Consider the following 19,447-nt stretch of genomic DNA (forward strand, 5'->3'; position numbering starts at 1 on the left):
TGGTTTGACCAGTACGGTCATTGGCCGCTCGCGGTCGGGTAGAAGCCGTCAGACAAATTCTTCAGTGCCGCCGGTAAACGCGGCCCGAGCCCGCCGACCAGCAGCGTCGGATCCAGCTCCAGCACCCGTCCGGCCTTGGCCGCGCGGCTTGAATTGAGAATGGGGTTTTCCTTGAACAATGCCGCTTTTGCCGCCTCGCCGCTCAACGCGCGATCAGCAAACACCAGTACCTCAGGATCGAGCCCGGCCAGCGACTCCACGGAGAACGGTTTGTAACCGGTATGCGTCGCCAGGTTATGTCCCCCGGCCCGTTGCAGCAGCCAGTCGGCGGCAGTGTCCTTGCCGGCAATCAAAGGTTTGCCGCCGGCATGCCCGATCAGCACTAGCACACCGGGCGCTTTATGCCTGGTCTGCAACTCAGCGACTCGCGCTTTCTGCTCGGTAAGCTGCTGTTGATAACTTTCCAGCAACCGAGTCGCCTGCGCTTGCGCGCCCAGCAACTGTCCGAGATGCGTAACGTTTTTTTCCAGGGTCGGCAGATCCGGCTGCGCCGAGAACAGTTCGACCTGCACCTTGGCGCTCTTCACCTGAGCAATAACCGGTGGCGGGCCCATTTCTTCGGTGCCAATGAGGATGTCCGGGCGCAGACTGAGAATGCCTTCTGCCGAGAGACTGCGTTGATAGCCGATGCTGGGCAGCTTCTTCAGCGATTGCGGATGCTGGCTGGTGGTGTCGACGCCGACCAGTTTAGATTCGCCACCCAATGCACTCACCCACTCCGAAAGCGCCCCACCGGCGCTGACCCAACGTTGTGGCAAATCGGCAGCTGTCGCCTGAAGGCTGGCGAGCAGTCCGACACACAGCACGGCAACGCGGGTAATCAGGCGCATACGCAGCTTTCCTTGAAAAGTTTTCCCGGGCAGCGAACCGGCGGGCCAAGTATCCTTGACCGCGGTTGCGCGCAGTGGGCGAAGGCGGCCATTTGATAATTGTTTGCATTTAAACGTCAAGCTCGGACATTTCCTGAAACGAGCTGACATTTGAGGATAGCCATGAAGTTTTTGTGCGCCGGTACCGATCTCGCTGAGGCCGGCAGCCGTGGGTTCGACATCGACGGCAACAAACTGTTTGCCGTGCGCCGCAATGGCCAGGTCTATGTTTATCTCAATCGTTGCCCGCATCGCGGCGTCGGTCTGGAATGGCACCCCGACCAGTTTCTCGACCCGAGCAACAGCCTGATCCAGTGCGCCACCCACGGCGCACTGTTTCTGATCGAGGACGGCGAATGCGTCGCCGGGCCCTGCGCCGGGCAATTCCTGACCACCATCCCCTGCCGCGAAGACGCACAGGGGCTGTGGATAGATGTTTAACCGCTGAGCAAAACGTCCAGCCGCCGGTCGATCACCATCTCTTCGTGGTTCAAGCGCACACCGTAGGCCAACACCTCGACCCCGCACGCCACCGCTTCACGCAGGGCATCCGCGTACGCCGAATCGATTTCTTCGGCCGGTCGCACCGCTTCAATCCCGCTGAGATTGACGCAATACAACTGCACCGCACGAATACCGTCACGGGCCAGATGCGCCAGCTCGCGCAGATGCTTGGCGCCGCGCTGGGTAACTGCGTCGGGAAACGCCGCGACATTCGTCCCGTCGAACCCCAAAGTGACACTTTTAACTTCCACATAAGCCGGCCCGCTCGGGTATTCAAGGCGGAAATCGATACGGCTTTTTTCCTGACCGTATGCCACTTCGCGTTTAAGCGCCGTGAAGCCGTTCAACTCGCTGATGACACCGGCCTGCAGCGCCTCTTCAACGAGGGCGTTGGCGCGGCCGGTGTTCACGCAGAACAGTCGACCCTGCGGCGTTTCCCCGATTTCCCAGGTGCCGGGCAGTTTGCGCTTCGGGTCGTTTGAGCGACTGAACCACACTTGCCCGCCTTCGACCTGGCAGTTGAGCATCGAGCCGGTGTTCGGGCAGTGCAGGGTCAACAACTCGCCATTGACCGTTTCAACGTCCGCCAGAAAACGTTTGTAGCGACGAATCAGCCGCGCCTCTTCCAGAGCCGGATAAAAGCGCATCAGCCTTGCCAGCTCTTCAAGCCGCGAGCGATACGTTCCACCGCTTCCTGTAAGCGAGGGAGGTTTTGCGTGTAAGCAAAACGCACATGGTGGCTGGCCTGATAACGGCCGAAATCCAACCCCGGGGTGAAGGCAACGTGCTCGGTTTCGAGGAAATGTCGGCAGAACGCGAAGGCATCACCGCCGAACTGGCTGATATCGGCATACAAGTAAAATGCACCTTCAGGCTCGACGGCGATGTTGAAACCCAACTCGCGCAACGCCGGCAGCAGGAAGTCGCGGCGGCGGCCAAATTCGGCGCGGCGCTCTTCGAGGATGCTGATGGTGTCCGGCTCGAAGCAGGCCAAAGCGGCGTACTGCGCCATGCTCGGGGCGCTGATGTACAAGTTTTGTGCGAGTTTTTCCAGCTCACTGACCGCAGCCTCCGGCGCCACCAGCCAGCCGAGCCGCCAACCGGTCATGCCGAAATATTTGGAGAAACTATTGAGGACAAAGGCACTGTCATCGACTTCCAGCACGCTCGCGGCATCAGTGCCGTAAGTCAGGCCGTGGTAGATCTCGTCCACCACCAGGTGCCCGTAGCGCGCTTTGATTGCGGTGGATAACCCGGCCAGTTCATCGCGGGTCAGGATGGTACCGGTGGGGTTGGCTGGCGATGCCACCAACGCACCAACGCTGTCGTGATCCCAGTGACGTGCCACCAGATCCGGGGTCAGTTGGTAACGCACCTCCGGCCCGACCGGCACCAGTTGCGCCGCGCCTTCGACCAGTCGCAGAAAGTGCCGGTTGCACGGGTAGCCAGGATCCGCCAGCAGCCAGTGTTTGCCCGGATCGACCAGCAAGGCACTGGCCAGCAACAGCGCACCGGAGCCACCCGGCGTGATCAGGATCCGCCGCGGATCGATGTTCAAACCGTAACGCGATTGATAGAACCCGGAAATCGCCTCGCGCAGTTCAGGAATACCGCGCGCGGCGGTGTAGCGGGTCTTGCCCGCCGTCAGCGCAGCCTGCCCGGCACGGATGATCGGCTCGGCCGTGGTGAAGTCCGGCTCGCCGATTTCCAGGTGGATCACGTCGTGACCTTCGGCCTGCAGTTCGTTGGCCCGCGCCAGCAGCGCCATTACATGGAACGGTTCGATCGCACGACTGCGCGCACTGTAAGGCTGAGCCATTGGTTTTCCTTCGACGGGGAAAAAGAGACGATTCTACCCATCTGCCGGAACGAGCGAGAACCCGTCGCGGTCACAGCCTCAAGAACGCTGGACTGTAACGATATGCGCGTACGCTCCAGGATTGACTAAAATCAGAGATTGATCAGGTCTCCATCACTGTCAGACATGGCTTGCCAGACTTCTGCAAGCGCCACCCGCCGGGGCCTCGACATCCGGGAGTAGCGCGGGCCGAATTGATCTGGTAAGTTCGCCCGCTTGCAGCCGCAGGGCCGGCAGGTGTCGGTGATGGAGCAATCCTGCGCAATGGATTACAAGAGTAGAGGCGGTCCATTTCATGCCCACCCAAGCAAAGCAACAGCAGCAAGTGACGATCAGCGGCTTCGAACCTTACGTTCCGAAGGAAGGCGAGGAGTACATGGGCGCCCCGATGCGCGCGCACTTCACCAAGATCCTGAACAAGTGGAAACAGGACTTGATGCAGGAAGTCGACCGTACTGTTGATCACATGAAAGACGAAGCGGCCAACTTCCCTGACCCGGCCGACCGTGCCAGCCAGGAAGAAGAATTCGCCCTCGAGCTGCGCGCCCGCGATCGCGAGCGCAAACTGATCAAGAAGATCGACAAGACCCTCGAACTGATCCAGGACGAAGAGTACGGCTGGTGCGAGTCCTGCGGCATCGAGATCGGCGTCAAGCGCCTCGAGGCCCGTCCTACCGCCGATCTGTGCATCGACTGCAAGACCCTGGCGGAAATCAAGGAAAAGCAGGTCGGCAAGTAATCTCGACCTGAATGAAAAACGGAGCGTGCGAACGCTCCGTTTTTGTTTCTGCCTTTTGCCTTTGCCCTTTATGCCTCGCTTTTGTGGGAGGGGGCTTGCTCCCGAATGCGGTGTGTCATTCAACATCAAAGATGTCTGAGCCGACGTTTTCGCGAGCAAGCCCGCTCCCACAAGGGTAATGTTTCTGCCTTTTGCCCTGTTTGCGCTTTTGTGGGAGGGGGCTTGCTCCCGAATGCGGTGTGTCATTCAACATCAAAGATGTCTGAGCCGACGCTTTCGCGAGCAAGCCCGCTCCCACAAGGGTAATGTTTCTGCCTTTTGCCCTGTTTGCGCTTTTGGTGGGAGGGGGCTTGCTCCCGAAGGCGGTGTGTCATTCAACATCAAATATGTCTGAGCCGACGCTTTCGCGAGCAAGCCCGCTCCCACAGGGGTAATCTGCGCGAATCCTGAAAAGTTATATTGTCCACATGACTGCCAAAACCGCTTCCGCCTACATCGGCCGCTTCGCCCCGACCCCCAGTGGCCATCTGCACTTCGGCTCGCTGGTTGCCGCCCTCGCCTCTTATCTCGACGCACGCGCGGTCGGCGGGCGCTGGCTGGTGCGCATGGAAGATCTCGATCCACCCCGGGAAGAGCCCGGCGCGCAGGCGGCCATTCTCAAAGCGCTGGAAAGCTACGGTTTCGAATGGGACGGCGAAATGGTGCGTCAGAGTGACCGGCACGACGCCTACGCCGAAGTCCTCAACAGTCTGTTCAATCACGGCCTGGCCTACGCCTGCACCTGTTCGCGCAAGCAACTGGAGCCGTACCACGGGATTTATCCAGGCTTGTGCCGCAATGCCGGGCATGAGCAGCAAGACGCGGCGATCCGCCTGCGCGTGCCGGAACTGGAATACCACTTCATCGACCGCGTGCAGGGCGAGTTCCGCCAGCATCTGGGGCGCGACGTCGGCGATTTCGTGATTCGCCGCCGCGACGGCCTCTACGCCTATCAACTGGCCGTGGTGCTGGATGACGCCTGGCAAGGCATCACCGACATCGTGCGCGGTGCCGACCTGCTCGACTCCACGCCACGCCAGCTCTACCTGCAAGAACTGTTGGGCCTGCGTCAGCCGCGCTATCTGCACTTGCCATTGATCACGCAGCCGGACGGCAACAAACTCGGCAAATCCTACCGTTCGCCGCCGCTTGAGGCGGATCAGGCCACTCCTTTGCTGCTGCGGGCCCTGCGAGCGCTGGGACAAAACCCCGGTGCCGAACTGGCCCATGCCACACCCGAGGAATTGCTCAAATGGGGCGCAGCCCACTGGGATGCGACAAAGATCCCGCGCACACTGACCCTGCCCGAAGCGCAACTGCAATGACGACACTTGCAGTGGCGCGCCCATCCGTTACCATCGCCGCACGTTTTCGGGCACGCGCATAAAAAAGAGAGGCCGGGATGTACATCTATCGCTTGGTCCTGCTTCTGGTCGTGGGAATCTATCTGTTTTCGCCAGCCATCATGGATTGGTGGATCGACGCCACGGGCGCCTGGTATCGGCCGTATCTGCTCTGGTTGATCCTGATTGTCGTGACCTTCATCCTGCAGAGCCAAAAAGATGCCGATGAGCTTTAGCCTGACCCAGATGATCCTGGTCAGCGCCGCGTACCTGACGGTGCTGTTCGGCGTCGCCTGGATCAGCGAACGGGGCATGATCCCGCGAGCGATCATTCGCCATCCGTTGACCTACACCCTGTCGCTGGGGGTCTACGCCAGTGCGTGGGCGTTTTACGGCACCGTGGGCCTGGCCTATCAGTACGGCTACGGCTTTCTCTCCAGTTATCTCGGGGTATCCGGCGCGTTTCTGTTGGCGCCGGTGCTGCTGTATCCGATCCTGAAAATCACCCGCACTTATCAACTGTCGTCGCTGGCGGATCTGTTCGCCTTCCGCTTCCGCAGCACTTGGGCCGGCGCGCTGACCACGATCTTCATGCTGATCGGCGTACTGCCGCTGCTGGCGTTGCAGATTCAGGCGGTGGCCGATTCCATCGGCATCCTGACGGGCGAACCGATCCAGAGCCGCGTCGCGCTGGCGTTCTGTGCGCTGATCATCCTGTTCACGATTTTCTTCGGTTCCCGACATATCGCCACCCGCGAGAAACACGAAGGGCTGGTGTTCGCGATTGCCTTCGAATCGGTGATCAAACTGATCGCCCTCGGCGGCGTCGGCCTCTATGCGCTGTACGGCGTGTTCGACGGCCCGCAACAGCTTGAACTGTGGCTGCTGCAAAACCAGACCGCCCTCGCCGCGCTGCACACGCCGCTGCAGGAAGGGCCGTGGCGCACGCTGTTGCTGGTGTTCTTCGCCTCGGCGATCGTGATGCCGCACATGTATCACATGACCTTCACCGAAAACCTCAATCCGCGCTCGCTGGTCAGTGCCAGTTGGGGCCTGCCGCTGTTCCTGTTGCTGATGAGTCTGGCGGTGCCGTTGATTCTCTGGGCCGGCCTGAAGCTCGGCGCCACCACTGATCCGGAATACTTCACCCTCGGCATCGGCATTGCCGCCAACAGCAAACCGCTGGCCTTGCTGGCGTACGTCGGCGGACTGTCGGCCGCCAGTGGCCTGATCATCGTCACCACCCTGGCGCTGTCGGGCATGGCGCTGAACCACTTGGTGCTGCCGCTCTATCAGCCACCAGCCGAAGGCAATATCTACCGCTGGCTGAAGTGGACCCGCCGGGCACTGATCGTCGCGATCATCATGGCCGGTTTCTGCTTTTACCTGATGCTCGGCGCCGGTCAGGACCTGGCCAACCTTGGCATCGTCGCCTTCGTCGCCACCCTGCAGTTCCTGCCCGGCGTGCTCTCGGTGCTGTACTGGCCGACCGCCAACCGGCGCGGCTTTATCGCCGGCTTGCTGGCGGGGATTCTGGTGTGGGTGGTGACCATGCTGTTGCCGCTGGTCGGCAACCTGCAGGGTTTCTACATTCCACTGCTGAACATGATCTACGTGCTGGACGACACCAGTTGGCACATGGCGGCCATTGCCTCGCTAGCGGCCAACGTGCTGATGTTCACCCTGATCTCTCTGTTCACCAACGCCAGCCCTGAAGAAGCCAGCGCCGCCGAAGCCTGCGCGGTGGATAACGTGCGCCGTCCGCAACGTCGTGAACTGCACGCCGCCTCGCCCCAGGAGTTCGCCACGCAACTGGCCAAACCGCTAGGCGCCAAGGCGGCGCAGAAAGAAGTCGAGCAGGCCCTGCGCGACCTCTATCTGCCTTTCGACGAACGCCGTCCTTACGCCTTGCGCCGTTTGCGTGATCGGATCGAAGCCAACCTCTCCGGCCTGATGGGCCCGAGCGTGGCGCAGGACATGGTCGAAACCTTCCTGCCGTACAAGGCTGGCGGCGAGAACTACGTAACCGAAGACATCCACTTCATCGAAAGCCGTCTCGAGGACTACCACTCGCGCCTCACCGGGCTGGCCGCCGAACTCGACGCCTTGCGCCGCTACCACCGCCAGACCCTGCAGGAACTGCCAATGGGCGTCTGCTCGCTGGCCAAGGATCAAGAGATCCTGATGTGGAACAAGGCCATGGAAGAACTCACCGGCATCGCCGCGCAACGCGTGGTCGGCTCGCGCCTGAGCACCATCGCCAATCCGTGGAAGCAACTGCTGCAAGGCTTCATCAACCTGCCCGACGAACACTTGCACAAACAGCACCTGGCCCTCGACGGCCAGACCCGCTGGCTGAATCTGCACAAAGCGGCGATCGATGAACCGTTGGCCCCGGGCAACAGCGGCCTGGTGCTGCTGGTGGAAGACCTGACCGAAACCCAAATGCTCGAAGACAAACTGGTGCACTCGGAACGTCTGGCGAGCATTGGTCGACTGGCGGCAGGTGTGGCTCATGAAATCGGCAACCCGATCACCGGCATCGCCTGTCTGGCGCAGAACCTGCGCGAAGAGCGTGAAGAAGATGGCGAACTGACGGAGATCAGCGGGCAGATTCTCGAACAGACCAAGCGCGTGTCGCGCATTGTGCAGTCGCTAATGAGCTTCGCCCACGCCGGCAGCCACCAGCACAGCGACGAACCCGTCTGTCTGGCCGAAGTCGCGCAGGATGCAATTGGCCTGCTGGCGCTGAACCGGCGCAACTTCGAAGTGCAGTTCTACAACCTGTGCGACCCCGATCACTGGGTCGAAGGCGATCCGCAGCGCCTCGCCCAGGTGCTGATCAATCTGCTCTCCAATGCCCGCGACGCCTCGCCGCCGCACAGTGCCGTACGGGTCAAGAGTGAAGCCGGCGAACACACGGTCGATCTGATCGTCGAAGACGAAGGCAGTGGTATTCCGCAGAACATCATGGACCGATTGTTCGAACCTTTCTTCACCACCAAGGATCCGGGTGAAGGTACCGGTCTGGGCCTTGCACTGGTCTATTCCATCGTTGAAGAGCATTATGGACAAATCACCATCGACAGCCCGGCTGATGTACAAAGCCAGCGCGGCACCCGTATCCGGGTGACCTTACCGCGTCATGTCGAAGCGACGTCCGCTGTGAACTGAGACCGTCGAGAGTATCGAATCAATGCCGCACATTTTGATCGTCGAAGACGAAACCATTATCCGCTCCGCCTTGCGCCGCCTGCTGGAACGTAACCAGTATCAGGTCAGCGAAGCCGGTTCTGTGCAGGAAGCACAAGAACGCTTCAGTATTCCCACATTCGATCTGATCGTCAGCGACCTGCGCCTGCCTGGCGCCCCCGGCACAGAGCTGATCAAGCTTGGCCAGGGCAAACCGGTGCTGATCATGACCAGCTACGCCAGCCTGCGCTCTGCGGTCGACTCGATGAAGATGGGCGCGGTGGACTACATCGCCAAGCCTTTCGATCACGATGAAATGCTTCAGGCGGTCGCGCGGATCCTGCGTGATCACCAGTCGACGCCTGCCGCCGGCGAAGTGCCTGCCGGCAAAGCAGCCAATGGCAGCGGCAAGTCGTCTGTCGACAACAGCAACGGCGAGATCGGCATCATTGGCTCGTGCCCGCCGATGCAGGATCTGTACAGCAAGATTCGCAAAGTCGCGCCGACCGATTCCAATGTCCTGATCCAGGGCGAGTCCGGCACCGGTAAAGAGCTGGTGGCCCGCGCCCTGCATAACCTGTCCAAGCGTGCCAAGGCACCGATGATTTCGGTGAACTGCGCTGCCATTCCGGAAAGCCTGATCGAGTCCGAACTGTTCGGCCACGAAAAAGGCGCGTTCACTGGCGCCAGCGCCGGTCGCGCCGGTCTGGTGGAAGCGGCGGACGGCGGCACGCTGTTCCTCGACGAGATCGGCGAACTGCCGCTCGAAGCCCAGGCCCGTCTGCTGCGCGTGCTGCAGGAAGGCGAGATTCGCCGCGTGGGGTCGGTGCAGTCGCAAAAGGTCGATGTGCGTTTGATCGCCGCGACCCACCGCGACCTCAAGAGCCTGGCGAAAATCGGCCAGTTCCGTGAAGACCTGTATTACCGCCTGCACGTGATTGCCCTGAAATTGCCGGCCCTGCGTGAACGTGGCGCCGACGTCAACGAAATCGCCACCGCGTTCCTCGCTCGCCAGAGTGCGCGCATCAACCGTACCGACCTGAAATTTGCCGCCGACGCCGAACAGGCCATCCGGCACTATTCCTGGCCGGGTAACGTGCGCGAGCTGGAAAACGCAGTCGAGCGCGCAGTGATCCTGAGCGAAAGCCCGGAAATCTCTGCCGACCTGCTGGGCATCGACATCGAGTTGAGTGATCTGGAAGACGACGAGTTCATCGGCTTGCCTGCGCAAACCGCAGGTAACACCAGCAACAGCAGCCATGAGCCGACCGAAGACCTGTCGCTGGAAGATTACTTCCAGCACTTCGTTCTTGAGCATCAGGACCACATGACCGAAACCGAACTGGCGCGCAAACTGGGCGTCAGCCGCAAGTGCCTGTGGGAACGCCGTCAGCGCCTGGGCATTCCACGGCGCAAGACCGGGGTCGCCAGCGAGAGCTGAACGTTACCTGTCGAGTGTGCGCGTAACGCTTGAAGATGTGAAAAAACTGTTACCTCAGTCCTTTCACGTAACAGAAGCCGGGGTTATCGGTAACGAAACCCCGGCTTTTTTTCGCCCCGAGAAAACCGTTATATCGACCTAACCCCTTGTTTTATTGGGCTTCGCAAAAGTTGGCACGGCACCTGCTATATGTTTGGTACAAGAACAATAACAAGCAATGCACAAGACAATAAAAATAAGACGAATCGACTCACGCACAATAAAAACAAGACGGCGAGAGGCGCAGCTAACTGATTCTTTTGGAGAGGCGTTGTATTTGGGGCTAGCCCCACGACCAGGCCGAGAACAACAAAAACTGTCCTAAGACAGAGCCTGTACTGGTTGGATCGCAAGATCACTGCAACACAGCGACCAAAGCAATCCGTTTGCTCTTGGCTCCCGACTGGGAGGGTCATGAAGGAAAAGCTTCATGGCGAGGGCACTCAACAAAAACAAGAAGCCCGAATCAATAATAAAAAGAGCACGCAACTACTTCTGGGGGAGCTTCGGCTCCCCTTGTAGTTTCTTCCCCCCCGCAAAAACCCACCCCCAAAGCCTTTAGCCTGCGACTTACAGCGCAAATCCGCTGCGTCCTACACCATCCCCCGACTAAATGCTAGAATCTGCGCCCATCATGCGGTCATTCTTTGGTATGGCCGAACATTCCTTCAAACAGTGCATCCCATGCTGAAGAAGCTGTTCCAGTCATTCCGAACTCCCGTGCGTCGTACGCAACACATCCGCAGCACCCCTGAAGTGCTCAACAGCGGCCAACATTCGCTGCAGAAGGGGCAATTCAGCCGCTATGCGGTCAATATCGTCGAACGCTTGCAGGGCGCCGGCTACCAGGCCTATCTGGTCGGTGGTTGCGTGCGTGACATGCTGTTGGGCATCACGCCCAAGGACTTCGACGTCGCCACCAGCGCCACCCCCGAGCAAGTCCGTGCCGAATTCCGCAATGCGCGGATCATCGGTCGCCGCTTCAAACTGGTGCACATTCATTTCGGTCGCGAAATCATCGAAGTCGCGACCTTCCGCGCCAATCACCCGGTCAATGAAGACGACGAGGACAGCAACCAGTCTTCGCGCAACGAGAGCGGGCGGATTCTGCGCGACAACGTCTACGGCACCCTGGAAGAAGACGCGCAACGCCGCGACTTCACCATCAACGCCTTGTATTACGATCCGGTCAGCGAGCGCATTCTCGATTACGCCAACGGCGTACACGACATCCGCAATCACCTGATCCGCCTGATCGGCGATCCGAAGCAGCGTTACCAGGAAGACCCGGTGCGCATGCTGCGTGCCGTGCGTTTCGCCGCCAAGCTGAATTTCGGCATCGAAAAACACACTGTGCAACCGATCCGCGAACTGGCGCCGATGCTGCGCGAGATCCCGTCGGCCCGCCTGTTCGAGGAAGTGCTCAAGCTGTTCCTCTCCGGCCATGGCGCAATCACCTTCGAGATGCTGGTCGATCTGCAGCTGTTTGCCCCGTTGTTCCCGGCCAGTGCCGACGCACTGGAGCACAACCCGGAATACACCCACACGCTGATCAGCGAAGCGCTGACCAACACCGACCTGCGCATCAAGCAGAACAAACCGGTAACCCCGGCATTCCTGTTTGCCGCCCTGCTCTGGCCTGCCCTGCCGGCCCGCGTGTTGCGTCTGCAAGAGCGTGGCATGCCGCCGATTCCGGCGATGCAGGAAGGTGCGCACGAGCTGATCGCCGAGCAGTGCCAGCGCATCGCCATTCCAAAGCGTTTCACCATGCCGATCCGCGAAATCTGGGACATGCAGGAACGCCTGCCACGCCGCAGCGGCAAACGCGCCGATCTGCTGCTGGACAATCCACGCTTCCGCGCCGGTTACGACTTCCTGCTGCTGCGTGAAAGCGCTGGCGAGCAGACTGACGGTCTCGGCGAATGGTGGACGGATTATCAGGACGCCAACGACAGCGAGCGTCGCGAGATGATTCGCGAACTCAGCGGCAAGGGTGATGACGCCAGCGGCGCGCCGCGCAAACGTCGCCGCAGCAGCGGTTCCAAGCGCAAGCGCGCCGGAGCTCCGAGCGCCTCGGGCGAATAAGGCATGGAACGCATCTATATCGGCCTGGGCAGCAACCTCGCTGACCCGGCCGAACAATTGCGCAGCGCGCTCAGCGCGCTGGGGCAATTGCCGCAGACTTCCCTTGCTGGTGTTTCGGCGTTCTATCAGAGCGATTCACTGCTGCCAGGGCAACCGCGTTACACCAACGCGGTCGCCGCCCTCGACAGTGATCTCGCGCCGCTCGATCTGCTCGATGCGCTGCAAGCGATCGAAAACGATCAGGGTCGCGAGCGTCTGGAACGTTGGGGGCCGCGTACGCTGGATCTGGATATCCTGCTGTTCGGCGATCGGCTTATCGACGAGCCACGCCTGAAAGTCCCGCATTATCAGATTCAGGAACGGGCGTTCGTGCTCTATCCCCTGGCCGAACTGGCTCCCGCCGATCTGCGCCTGGCCGATGGCCGCGCGCTGTCCGATCTGCTCGCCGCCTGCCCGTTCGTAGGCTTGGAACGCCTCCCGACAGATTGATTACAATCCCCTGTGGGAGCGGGCTTGCTCGCGAAAAGGTCGTGTCAGTCACTCAATCAGTCAACTGACCCACCGCTTTCGCGAGCAAGCCCGCTCCCACATCGAGTATTCCAATTCTGATTTTTTGTCGGACAAAAAACCCGCCAATCAGCCCCGCCGCACCGCTGAATCGCATCAGTAACGCCGGTAACACTCCCCTCGTAACAATGCGGTAACACACGCAATTGACTTCCGCTTGGCTCCTCACGACTATAGGCGTCCCGCTGCCACCAACCCGGCACATACGGGCGCAATCCAGGCCTTATAAGCACGACAAAAGAGCGTGCGCCTGAGTAGACGAAGAATCACGCGCGTTACTCGCAGTAGTTTCCAGAGCGCCTGAACGAGGATTTTTTACATGCCAGCCATCACCCTGACCACGCTCCAGAGCCTCAAGCAGAAAGGTGAAAAGATCACCATGCTGACCTGCTATGACGCGACCTTCGCCCACGCCTGCAACGAGGCCGGTGTCGAAGTGCTGCTGGTGGGCGACTCCCTCGGCATGGTTCTGCAAGGGCACGACAGCACTTTGCCGGTGACCATCGCAGAAATGGCCTACCACACCGCCTGCGTCAAACGCGGCAACACCGACGCCCTGATCCTGGCTGACCTGCCGTTCATGGCCAACGCCACTATCGAACAAACCCTGACCAACAGCGCCACGCTGATGCAGGCCGGCGCGCACATGATCAAGGTCGAAGGCGCGCTGTGGCTGGCGGAGTCGATCCGCCTGCTGGCCGAGCGCGGTGTGCCGGTCTGCGCGCACATGGGCCTGACCCCACAGGCCGTGAACATTCTTGGCGGCTATAAAGTGCAGGGCCGCAACGAGAACCAGGCGCGGCAGATGCGTGCCGACGCGATCTCGCTGGAACAGGCTGGCGCAGCCATGCTGCTGCTCGAATGCGTGCCGAGCGAACTGGCCGCCGAAATCAGCCAGGCCGTGAAGATTCCGGTCATCGGCATCGGCGCCGGTAGCGATACCGACGGCCAGGTACTGGTGCTGCACGACATGCTCGGCCTGTCGATCACCGGCCGCGTGCCGAAATTCGTCAAGAACTTCATGCAGGGTCAGGACAGCATCCAGTCCGCACTGAAGGCCTACGTCAACGAAGTCAAAGGCGTTACTTTCCCTGGGATCGAACACGGATTCTCTGCATGAACACCGTTAAAACCGTACGCGAACTTCGCGCCGCCGTGGCGCGCGCCCGCAGTGAAGGCAAGCGCATCGGCTTCGTGCCGACCATGGGTAACCTGCACAGTGGCCATATCGCGCTGATCACCAAAGCCACTCAACGCGTGGATTTCGTGGTCGCGAGCATTTTCGTCAACCCGCTGCAGTTCGGCGCCGGCGAAGACCTCGACAAGTACCCGCGCACCCTGGCGGCGGATCAGGAGAAACTGCTGCAAGCCGGCTGTCATTTGCTGTTCGCCCCGACCGTCGAAGAAATGTACCCCGACGGCATGGCCGGGCAGACCCGGGTCAGCGTGCCGCAACTGTCTGAAGGCCTGTGCGGCGCTAGCCGTCCGGGGCACTTCGAGGGCGTGGCGACGGTGGTCAGCAAGCTGTTCAACATGGTGCAGCCGGATCTGGCGATCTTCGGTCAGAAAGACTTCCAGCAATTGGCGGTGATCCGCGCGCTGGTGCATGACCTGAACATGCCGATCCAGATCATCGGCGAACCGACCGTGCGCGCGGCTGACGGCCTGGCGCTGTCATCGCGCAACGGCTTCCTCAACGAAGATCAACGCGCGGTGGCGCCGGTGGTCTATCGCACCCTGAGCGCGATTGCCGAGTCGATCAAGCAAGGTGAACGCGACTACCCGGCGCTGATCGCAGCCCAGGTGCAACAGCTGGAAGCCGCCGGCCTGCGTCCGGATTACCTGGAAATCCGTCATGCCCTGACCTTGCGTCCGGCAACGGCTGAAGACCGCGATCTGGTGATTCTGGTGGCCGCGTTCCTCGGCACCACACGGTTGATCGACAACCTGCACCTGAACCTCGATACCCCGGCTTAAAAAACAGCGCAATACCCCTGTAGGAGTGAGCCTGCTCGCGATGAGGGCCTGACTTTCGACACCTTTGTTGAATGACAGTCCGCTATCGCGAGCAGGCTCACTCCTACAGTGTTTTTCAGTGTTCTGAAATTTGCATTTCAAGCCATATTGCCGCCCCCAAAGCCTTCGGGCACACTGCCCGCCGTTTGCTTCCAACCCGGGAAATCCCTCATACACGCCATCATGCTCAAGGCCAAGCTGCACCGCGCCGAAGTCACTCACGCGGTACTCGATTACGAAGGTTCCTGCGCCATTGATGGCGAGTGGCTGGACTTGTCCGGCATCCGTGAGTACGAGCAGATCCAGATTTATAACGTCGACAATGGCGAGCGTTTCACCACCTACGCGATTCGTGGCGAAGAAGGTTCGCGGATGATTTCGGTCAATGGCGCAGCCGCGCACAAAGCCAAGGTCGGCGACCGCGTGATCATTTGCGCCTACGCCCATTACAGCGAAGCGGAACTGCTCAATTTCAAGCCGCGCATGCTGTACATGGCACCGGGCAATGAGCTCAGCCACACCAGCAACGCCATTCCGGTTCAGGTGGCCTGAGCCGCTTCGACGCGTCACTCCCCTTCCGTTGGTCGGCCCGTTCCCGGTATTGATGTTAAAAAAGTACAGGGAACAGGTCAGAAGAAGTCAAGACAGATCGCAGCGCGAGGTTTACTGTATTCGCCCTGCGTTGAAAAATCGTGTCGACGCATTTGACCCTCGCCCAAACATGGCGTATCGGTCTGTTCTGTGTTCAAAAGGCCGTTCAAGTAAAAAGGAAAACCGCAGCGATGGCGTACTACCGCACTCCTCATGACGTTACCGCTCTGCCTGCCTGGCAAGCGTTGAAAGATCACCGCCAAGCCATGCAGGATTTCAGCATGCGCGAAGCCTTCAACGCCGATCCGCAGCGCTTCAATCAATTCACGCTCAGCAGCTGCGGACTGTTTCTCGATTATTCGAAGAACCTGATCAACGCCGAGACCCGAAACCTGCTGGTGGGTCTGGCCAATGAAGTCGATCTGAAAAGCGCGATCAAAGCGCTGTTCGACGGCGAAATCGTCAACGCCTCCGAAGGCCGCCCGGCGCTGCACACCGCTCTGCGCCGCCCGGTGGGCGACAAGCTATCGGTCAACGGCGTCAACGTGATGCCGGAAGTGCACAAGGTGCTGAACCAGATCACGGATCTGGTCGGCCGTATCCACGATGGCCTGTGGCGCGGTTACACCGAGAAGCCGATCACTGACGTGGTCAACATCGGCATCGGTGGCTCTTTCCTCGGCCCGGAGCTGGTCTCCGAAGCGCTGTTGTCCTACGCGCAGAAAGGCGTGCGTTGCCACTACCTGGCGAACATCGACGGCAGTGAGTTCCACGAACTGACGCAAAAGTTGCGCGCCGAAACCACACTGTTCATTGTTTCGTCGAAATCCTTCAACACCCTCGAAACCCTGAAGAACGCGCAGGCCGCCCGCGCCTGGTATCTGGCTCAGGGTGGTTCGGAAGCCGAGCTGTATCGCCACTTCATCGCGGTATCGAGCAACAACGCTGCGGCCGTTGCGTTCGGCATCCGTGAAGAAAACATCTTCCCGATGTGGGACTGGGTCGGCGGTCGTTACTCGCTGTGGTCGGCCATCGGTCTGCCGATTGCCCTGGCCATCGGCATGTCCAACTTCAAGGAACTGCTGTCCGGTGCCTACACCATGGACCAGCATTTCCAGAGCGCACCGTTCGAACAGAACATGCCGGTGCTGCTGGCCCTGCTCGGCGTGTGGTACGGCAACTTCTGGGGCGCGCAAAGCCACGCGATCCTGCCGTACGACCACTACCTGCGTAACATCACCAAGCACTTGCAACAGCTGGACATGGAATCCAACGGCAAGAGCGTGCGTCAGGACGGCACCTCGGTGTCGACCGATACCGGCCCGGTGATCTGGGGTGGCGTCGGCTGCAACGGTCAACATGCGTATCACCAGTTGCTGCACCAGGGCACCCAACTGATCCCGGCCGATTTCATCGTGCCGATCGTCAGCTTCAACCCGGTCTCCGACCACCATCAGTGGCTGTACGCCAACTGCCTGTCGCAGAGCCAGGCGCTGATGCTCGGCAAGACCCTGCCGGAAGCCGAAGCCGAACTGCGCGAAAAAGGCATGAGCGAAGAGCAGGTGCACAAACTCGCACCGCACAAGGTGATCCCGGGCAACCGTCCGAGCAACACCATTGTGGTCGAGCGCATCAGCCCGCGTCGTCTGGGCGCGCTGGTCGCCATGTATGAGCACAAAGTGTTCGTGCAAAGCGTGGTCTGGGGCATCAACGCCTTCGACCAGTGGGGCGTGGAACTGGGCAAGGAACTGGGCAAAGGCGTTTACAACCGTCTGGTCGGCAGCGATGAAACCGTTGCTGACGATGCCTCCACCCAGGGCCTGATCAACTACTTCCGCGGTCGTCACCGCGGGTGATTTGAAAGCAAAACCCACAGGATTTGGATCAACCAGAATCCTGTGGGCAAGCAAATTCCCTTGTAGGAGTGAGCCTGCTCGCGATAGCGGTATGTCTTTAAGCATTGATGTTGACTGACACCCCGCTATCGCGAGCAGGCTCACTCCTACAGTTGTTTTGGGTACACCTGAATTCAATACCAGCCATCAGATTCCTGATGCGGCTTGAACCCTTGGCCCTCTCGGCGCATCTTTATTCTTCGCACAACAAGAATAAGGAACCGTCATGTTCGATATCAGCACGTTCCCCAAAGCCGATGCCGTCCGCCGGGCTGCGCAGTTGAGTCAGGACGACTATAAGCGTCTATACCGCGAATCGATTGAACACCCCAGCGCCTTCTGGGCCGAACAGGCCACCGGCTTCCTCGACTGGAGCACACCGTGGCAGACCGTCCAGCGCTACGACCTGAAAACCGGTGAAGCGTCCTGGTTTGCCGGCGGCCAACTGAACGTCAGTTACAACTGCATCGATCGTCACCTGGCGCAGCGCGGCGAGCAGACCGCGATCCTCTGGGAAGGCGACGACCCGGCCGAATCAGCGCAGATCACCTACAAAAAACTCCACCATCATGTCTGCCGCCTGGCCAATGTGCTGAAAAGCCGTGGAGTGAAAAAAGGCGACCGGGTGTGCATCTACATGCCGATGATCCCCGAGGCGGCCTACGCCATGCTCGCCTGCGCGCGAATCGGCGCGATTCACTCGGTGGTGTTTGGCGGCTTCTCCCCGGACTCATTGCGTGACCGCATTCTCGACGCCGACTGCCACACGGTGATCACCGCCGATGAAGGCGTACGCGGCGGCAAGTTCGTGCCGCTCAAGCACAACGTCGACAAGGCCCTGCAAAGTTGTCCGGACGTCAGCACCGTCGTCGTAGTCGAGCGCAGCCAAGGCAAAGTCGATTGGGTCGAAGGCCGTGACCTCTGGTATCACCAGGCCGTGCGTGACGTCAGTGATGACTGCCCACCGGAGCCGATGGACGCCGAAGATCCGCTGTTCATCCTCTACACCTCCGGTAGCACTGGCAAACCCAAGGGCGTGCTGCACACCACCGGTGGCTACCTGCTGCAGGCGGCGATGACCTTCAAATACGTGCTCGATTACCGCGAGGGCGAGGTGTTCTGGTGCACCGCCGACGTCGGCTGGGTCACCGGCCACAGTTACATCGTCTACGGCCCGCTGGCCAACGGCGCGACCACGCTGATCTTCGAAGGCGTGCCAAGTTATCCGAGCACCTCGCGCTTTTGGCAGGTGATCGACAAACACCATGTCAACATCTTCTACACCGCGCCCACCGCCCTACGTGCGCTGATGCGCGAAGGTGCCGGGCCGTTGCAGGAAACGTCGCGCGCCAGCCTCAGATTACTCGGCAGTGTCGGTGAGCCGATCAACCCGGAAGCGTGGGAATGGTATTTCAACGTGGTCGGCGAGCAGCGCTGCCCGATTGTCGATACCTGGTGGCAGACCGAAACCGGCGGCATCATGCTCAGCCCGCTGGTCAGTGCGCAACGAATCAAGCCGGGTTGCGCCACGCAGCCGATGTTCGGTGTGCAACCAGTGCTGCTCGACGAGCACGGCAAGGAAATCAAAGGCGCCGGCAGCGGCGTGCTGGCGATCAAGTCGAGTTGGCCGGCGCAAATCCGCAGCGTCTACGGCGATCCGCAAAGAATGGTTGACACCTATTTCAAACCCTACCCCGGCTATTATTTCACCGGTGACGGCGCACGCCGCGACGAGGACGGCGATTACTGGATCACCGGGCGCATCGACGACGTGATCAACGTCTCCGGCCACCGTATCGGCACCGCCGAAGTGGAAAGCGCGTTGGTGCTGCACGACAGCATCGCCGAAGCGGCCGTGGTCGGTTACCCGCACGACGTCAAAGGCCAGGGCATCTATGCCTTCGTCACCCCCATGAACGGCGTCGAGCCGAGCGATGAGCTGAAGAAAGAACTGCTGGCCCACGTCAGCAAGGAAATCGGCAGCTTCGCCAAACCGGACCTGATCCAGTGGGCGCCGGCCTTGCCGAAAACCCGTTCAGGCAAGATCATGCGCCGCATCTTGCGCAAGATCGCCTGCAACGAACTCGACAGCCTCGGCGACACCTCGACCCTGGCCGACCCTAGCGTAGTCCAGGGCCTGATCGACAAGCGCCTGAATCAGTAACATTCGTGGCGCGGTCAACCGGCCGCGCCCGTCCACCACCAATGA

At 60.4% G+C, this 19,447-nt stretch carries 16 protein-coding genes; 13 read left to right on the forward strand and 3 right to left on the reverse strand.

What is annotated here, in order from left to right:
• Positions 1-17 precede the first annotated feature (17 nt).
• Positions 18-890, reverse strand: coding sequence for a heme/hemin ABC transporter substrate-binding protein (locus V3W27_RS16820; RefSeq protein WP_247269205.1), 873 nt, complete (start codon positions 888-890; stop codon positions 18-20).
• A 162-nt stretch (positions 891-1,052) separates the two neighbouring features.
• Here V3W27_RS16820 and V3W27_RS16825 point away from each other — a divergent pair, with 162 nt between their 5' ends.
• Positions 1,053-1,370 (forward strand): Rieske (2Fe-2S) protein, encoded by a 318-nt coding sequence (locus tag V3W27_RS16825; RefSeq protein WP_330207108.1) that lies wholly within the window; start codon positions 1,053-1,055, stop codon positions 1,368-1,370.
• On the opposite strand, the gene sfsA is transcribed toward V3W27_RS16825, so the two are convergent.
• Positions 1,367-2,080 (reverse strand): DNA/RNA nuclease SfsA, encoded by a 714-nt coding sequence (gene sfsA, locus V3W27_RS16830; protein ID WP_135296575.1) that lies wholly within the window; start codon positions 2,078-2,080, stop codon positions 1,367-1,369. The genes V3W27_RS16825 and sfsA overlap by 4 nt on opposite strands.
• Positions 2,080-3,252, reverse strand: a complete 1,173-nt coding sequence (locus tag V3W27_RS16835; protein WP_330207109.1) for a pyridoxal phosphate-dependent aminotransferase — start codon at positions 3,250-3,252, stop codon at positions 2,080-2,082. The genes sfsA and V3W27_RS16835 overlap by 1 nt, the downstream gene beginning before the upstream one ends.
• 334 nt (positions 3,253-3,586) lie before the next feature.
• On the opposite strand from V3W27_RS16835, the gene dksA reads away from it, so the two are divergent.
• The 12 genes from dksA (at position 3,587) to acs (ending at position 19,402) form a co-directional block, all read left to right on the forward strand.
• The gene (gene dksA, locus V3W27_RS16840; RefSeq protein ID WP_027614094.1) at positions 3,587-4,030 is read left to right on the forward strand and encodes an RNA polymerase-binding protein DksA; all 444 of its coding nucleotides are present in this window, start codon (positions 3,587-3,589) and stop codon (positions 4,028-4,030) included.
• Between the two features lie 467 nt (positions 4,031-4,497).
• Positions 4,498-5,394, forward strand: a complete 897-nt coding sequence (gene gluQRS, locus V3W27_RS16845) for a tRNA glutamyl-Q(34) synthetase GluQRS (protein ID WP_330207110.1) — start codon at positions 4,498-4,500, stop codon at positions 5,392-5,394.
• Between the two features lie 77 nt (positions 5,395-5,471).
• Positions 5,472-5,648 carry a hypothetical protein gene (locus V3W27_RS16850; RefSeq protein ID WP_003176118.1) on the forward strand — a complete coding sequence of 59 codons (177 nt, stop codon included), beginning with the start codon at positions 5,472-5,474 and terminating at the stop codon, positions 5,646-5,648.
• Positions 5,632-8,586: a sensor histidine kinase gene (locus tag V3W27_RS16855; protein WP_027614096.1), complete on the forward strand. Its 2,955-nt coding sequence runs from the start codon at positions 5,632-5,634 to the stop codon at positions 8,584-8,586. Before V3W27_RS16850 ends, V3W27_RS16855 begins: the two co-directional genes overlap by 17 nt.
• 22 nt (positions 8,587-8,608) lie before the next feature.
• Positions 8,609-10,045: a sigma-54-dependent transcriptional regulator gene (locus V3W27_RS16860; RefSeq protein WP_103367311.1), complete on the forward strand. Its 1,437-nt coding sequence runs from the start codon at positions 8,609-8,611 to the stop codon at positions 10,043-10,045.
• A 723-nt stretch (positions 10,046-10,768) separates the two neighbouring features.
• Positions 10,769-12,169, forward strand: a complete 1,401-nt coding sequence (locus tag V3W27_RS16865; RefSeq protein ID WP_007963895.1) for a polynucleotide adenylyltransferase PcnB — start codon at positions 10,769-10,771, stop codon at positions 12,167-12,169.
• Between the two features lie 3 nt (positions 12,170-12,172).
• A complete protein-coding gene (gene folK, locus V3W27_RS16870) occupies positions 12,173-12,658 on the forward strand; it encodes a 2-amino-4-hydroxy-6-hydroxymethyldihydropteridine diphosphokinase (protein WP_285376141.1) in 486 nt (161 codons plus the stop codon).
• Positions 12,659-13,055: 397 nt separating this feature from the next.
• Complete coding sequence (panB, locus tag V3W27_RS16875; RefSeq protein WP_095668303.1) at positions 13,056-13,856, forward strand: 3-methyl-2-oxobutanoate hydroxymethyltransferase; 801 nt, start codon at positions 13,056-13,058, stop codon at positions 13,854-13,856.
• Positions 13,853-14,713, forward strand: a complete 861-nt coding sequence (panC, locus tag V3W27_RS16880; RefSeq protein WP_330207111.1) for a pantoate--beta-alanine ligase — start codon at positions 13,853-13,855, stop codon at positions 14,711-14,713. The genes panB and panC overlap by 4 nt, the downstream gene beginning before the upstream one ends.
• Before the next feature lie 210 nt (positions 14,714-14,923).
• On the forward strand, positions 14,924-15,304 hold the full coding sequence (gene panD / locus V3W27_RS16885) for an aspartate 1-decarboxylase (protein WP_003228271.1): 381 nt from the start codon (positions 14,924-14,926) through the stop codon (positions 15,302-15,304).
• 230 nt (positions 15,305-15,534) lie between these two features.
• The gene (pgi, locus tag V3W27_RS16890) at positions 15,535-17,199 is read left to right on the forward strand and encodes a glucose-6-phosphate isomerase (protein WP_330207112.1); all 1,665 of its coding nucleotides are present in this window, start codon (positions 15,535-15,537) and stop codon (positions 17,197-17,199) included.
• A 265-nt stretch (positions 17,200-17,464) separates the two neighbouring features.
• Positions 17,465-19,402 carry an acetate--CoA ligase gene (gene acs / locus V3W27_RS16895; protein WP_330207113.1) on the forward strand — a complete coding sequence of 646 codons (1,938 nt, stop codon included), beginning with the start codon at positions 17,465-17,467 and terminating at the stop codon, positions 19,400-19,402.
• The last annotated feature ends 45 nt before the right edge of the window (positions 19,403-19,447 follow it).

This window comes from Pseudomonas sp. AM14(2022), assembly GCF_036346455.1.
GTDB classification, from domain to species: domain Bacteria; phylum Pseudomonadota; class Gammaproteobacteria; order Pseudomonadales; family Pseudomonadaceae; genus Aquipseudomonas; species Aquipseudomonas putida_A.

Coding starts and splice junctions, on each gene's coding strand:
- V3W27_RS16850 (WP_003176118.1), top strand. CDS start 5,472: ATGTACATCTATCGCTTGGTCCTGCTTCTGGTCGTGGGAATCTATCTG.
- gluQRS (WP_330207110.1), top strand. CDS start 4,498: ATGACTGCCAAAACCGCTTCCGCCTACATCGGCCGCTTCGCCCCGACC.
- V3W27_RS16835 (WP_330207109.1), bottom strand. CDS start 3,252: ATGGCTCAGCCTTACAGTGCGCGCAGTCGTGCGATCGAACCGTTCCAT.
- acs (WP_330207113.1), top strand. CDS start 17,465: ATGTTCGATATCAGCACGTTCCCCAAAGCCGATGCCGTCCGCCGGGCT.
- V3W27_RS16825 (WP_330207108.1), top strand. CDS start 1,053: ATGAAGTTTTTGTGCGCCGGTACCGATCTCGCTGAGGCCGGCAGCCGT.
- sfsA (WP_135296575.1), bottom strand. CDS start 2,080: ATGCGCTTTTATCCGGCTCTGGAAGAGGCGCGGCTGATTCGTCGCTAC.
- V3W27_RS16860 (WP_103367311.1), top strand. CDS start 8,609: ATGCCGCACATTTTGATCGTCGAAGACGAAACCATTATCCGCTCCGCC.
- pgi (WP_330207112.1), top strand. CDS start 15,535: ATGGCGTACTACCGCACTCCTCATGACGTTACCGCTCTGCCTGCCTGG.
- panB (WP_095668303.1), top strand. CDS start 13,056: ATGCCAGCCATCACCCTGACCACGCTCCAGAGCCTCAAGCAGAAAGGT.
- V3W27_RS16820 (WP_247269205.1), bottom strand. CDS start 890: ATGCGCCTGATTACCCGCGTTGCCGTGCTGTGTGTCGGACTGCTCGCC.
- V3W27_RS16855 (WP_027614096.1), top strand. CDS start 5,632: ATGCCGATGAGCTTTAGCCTGACCCAGATGATCCTGGTCAGCGCCGCG.
- folK (WP_285376141.1), top strand. CDS start 12,173: ATGGAACGCATCTATATCGGCCTGGGCAGCAACCTCGCTGACCCGGCC.
- panC (WP_330207111.1), top strand. CDS start 13,853: ATGAACACCGTTAAAACCGTACGCGAACTTCGCGCCGCCGTGGCGCGC.
- dksA (WP_027614094.1), top strand. CDS start 3,587: ATGCCCACCCAAGCAAAGCAACAGCAGCAAGTGACGATCAGCGGCTTC.
- V3W27_RS16865 (WP_007963895.1), top strand. CDS start 10,769: ATGCTGAAGAAGCTGTTCCAGTCATTCCGAACTCCCGTGCGTCGTACG.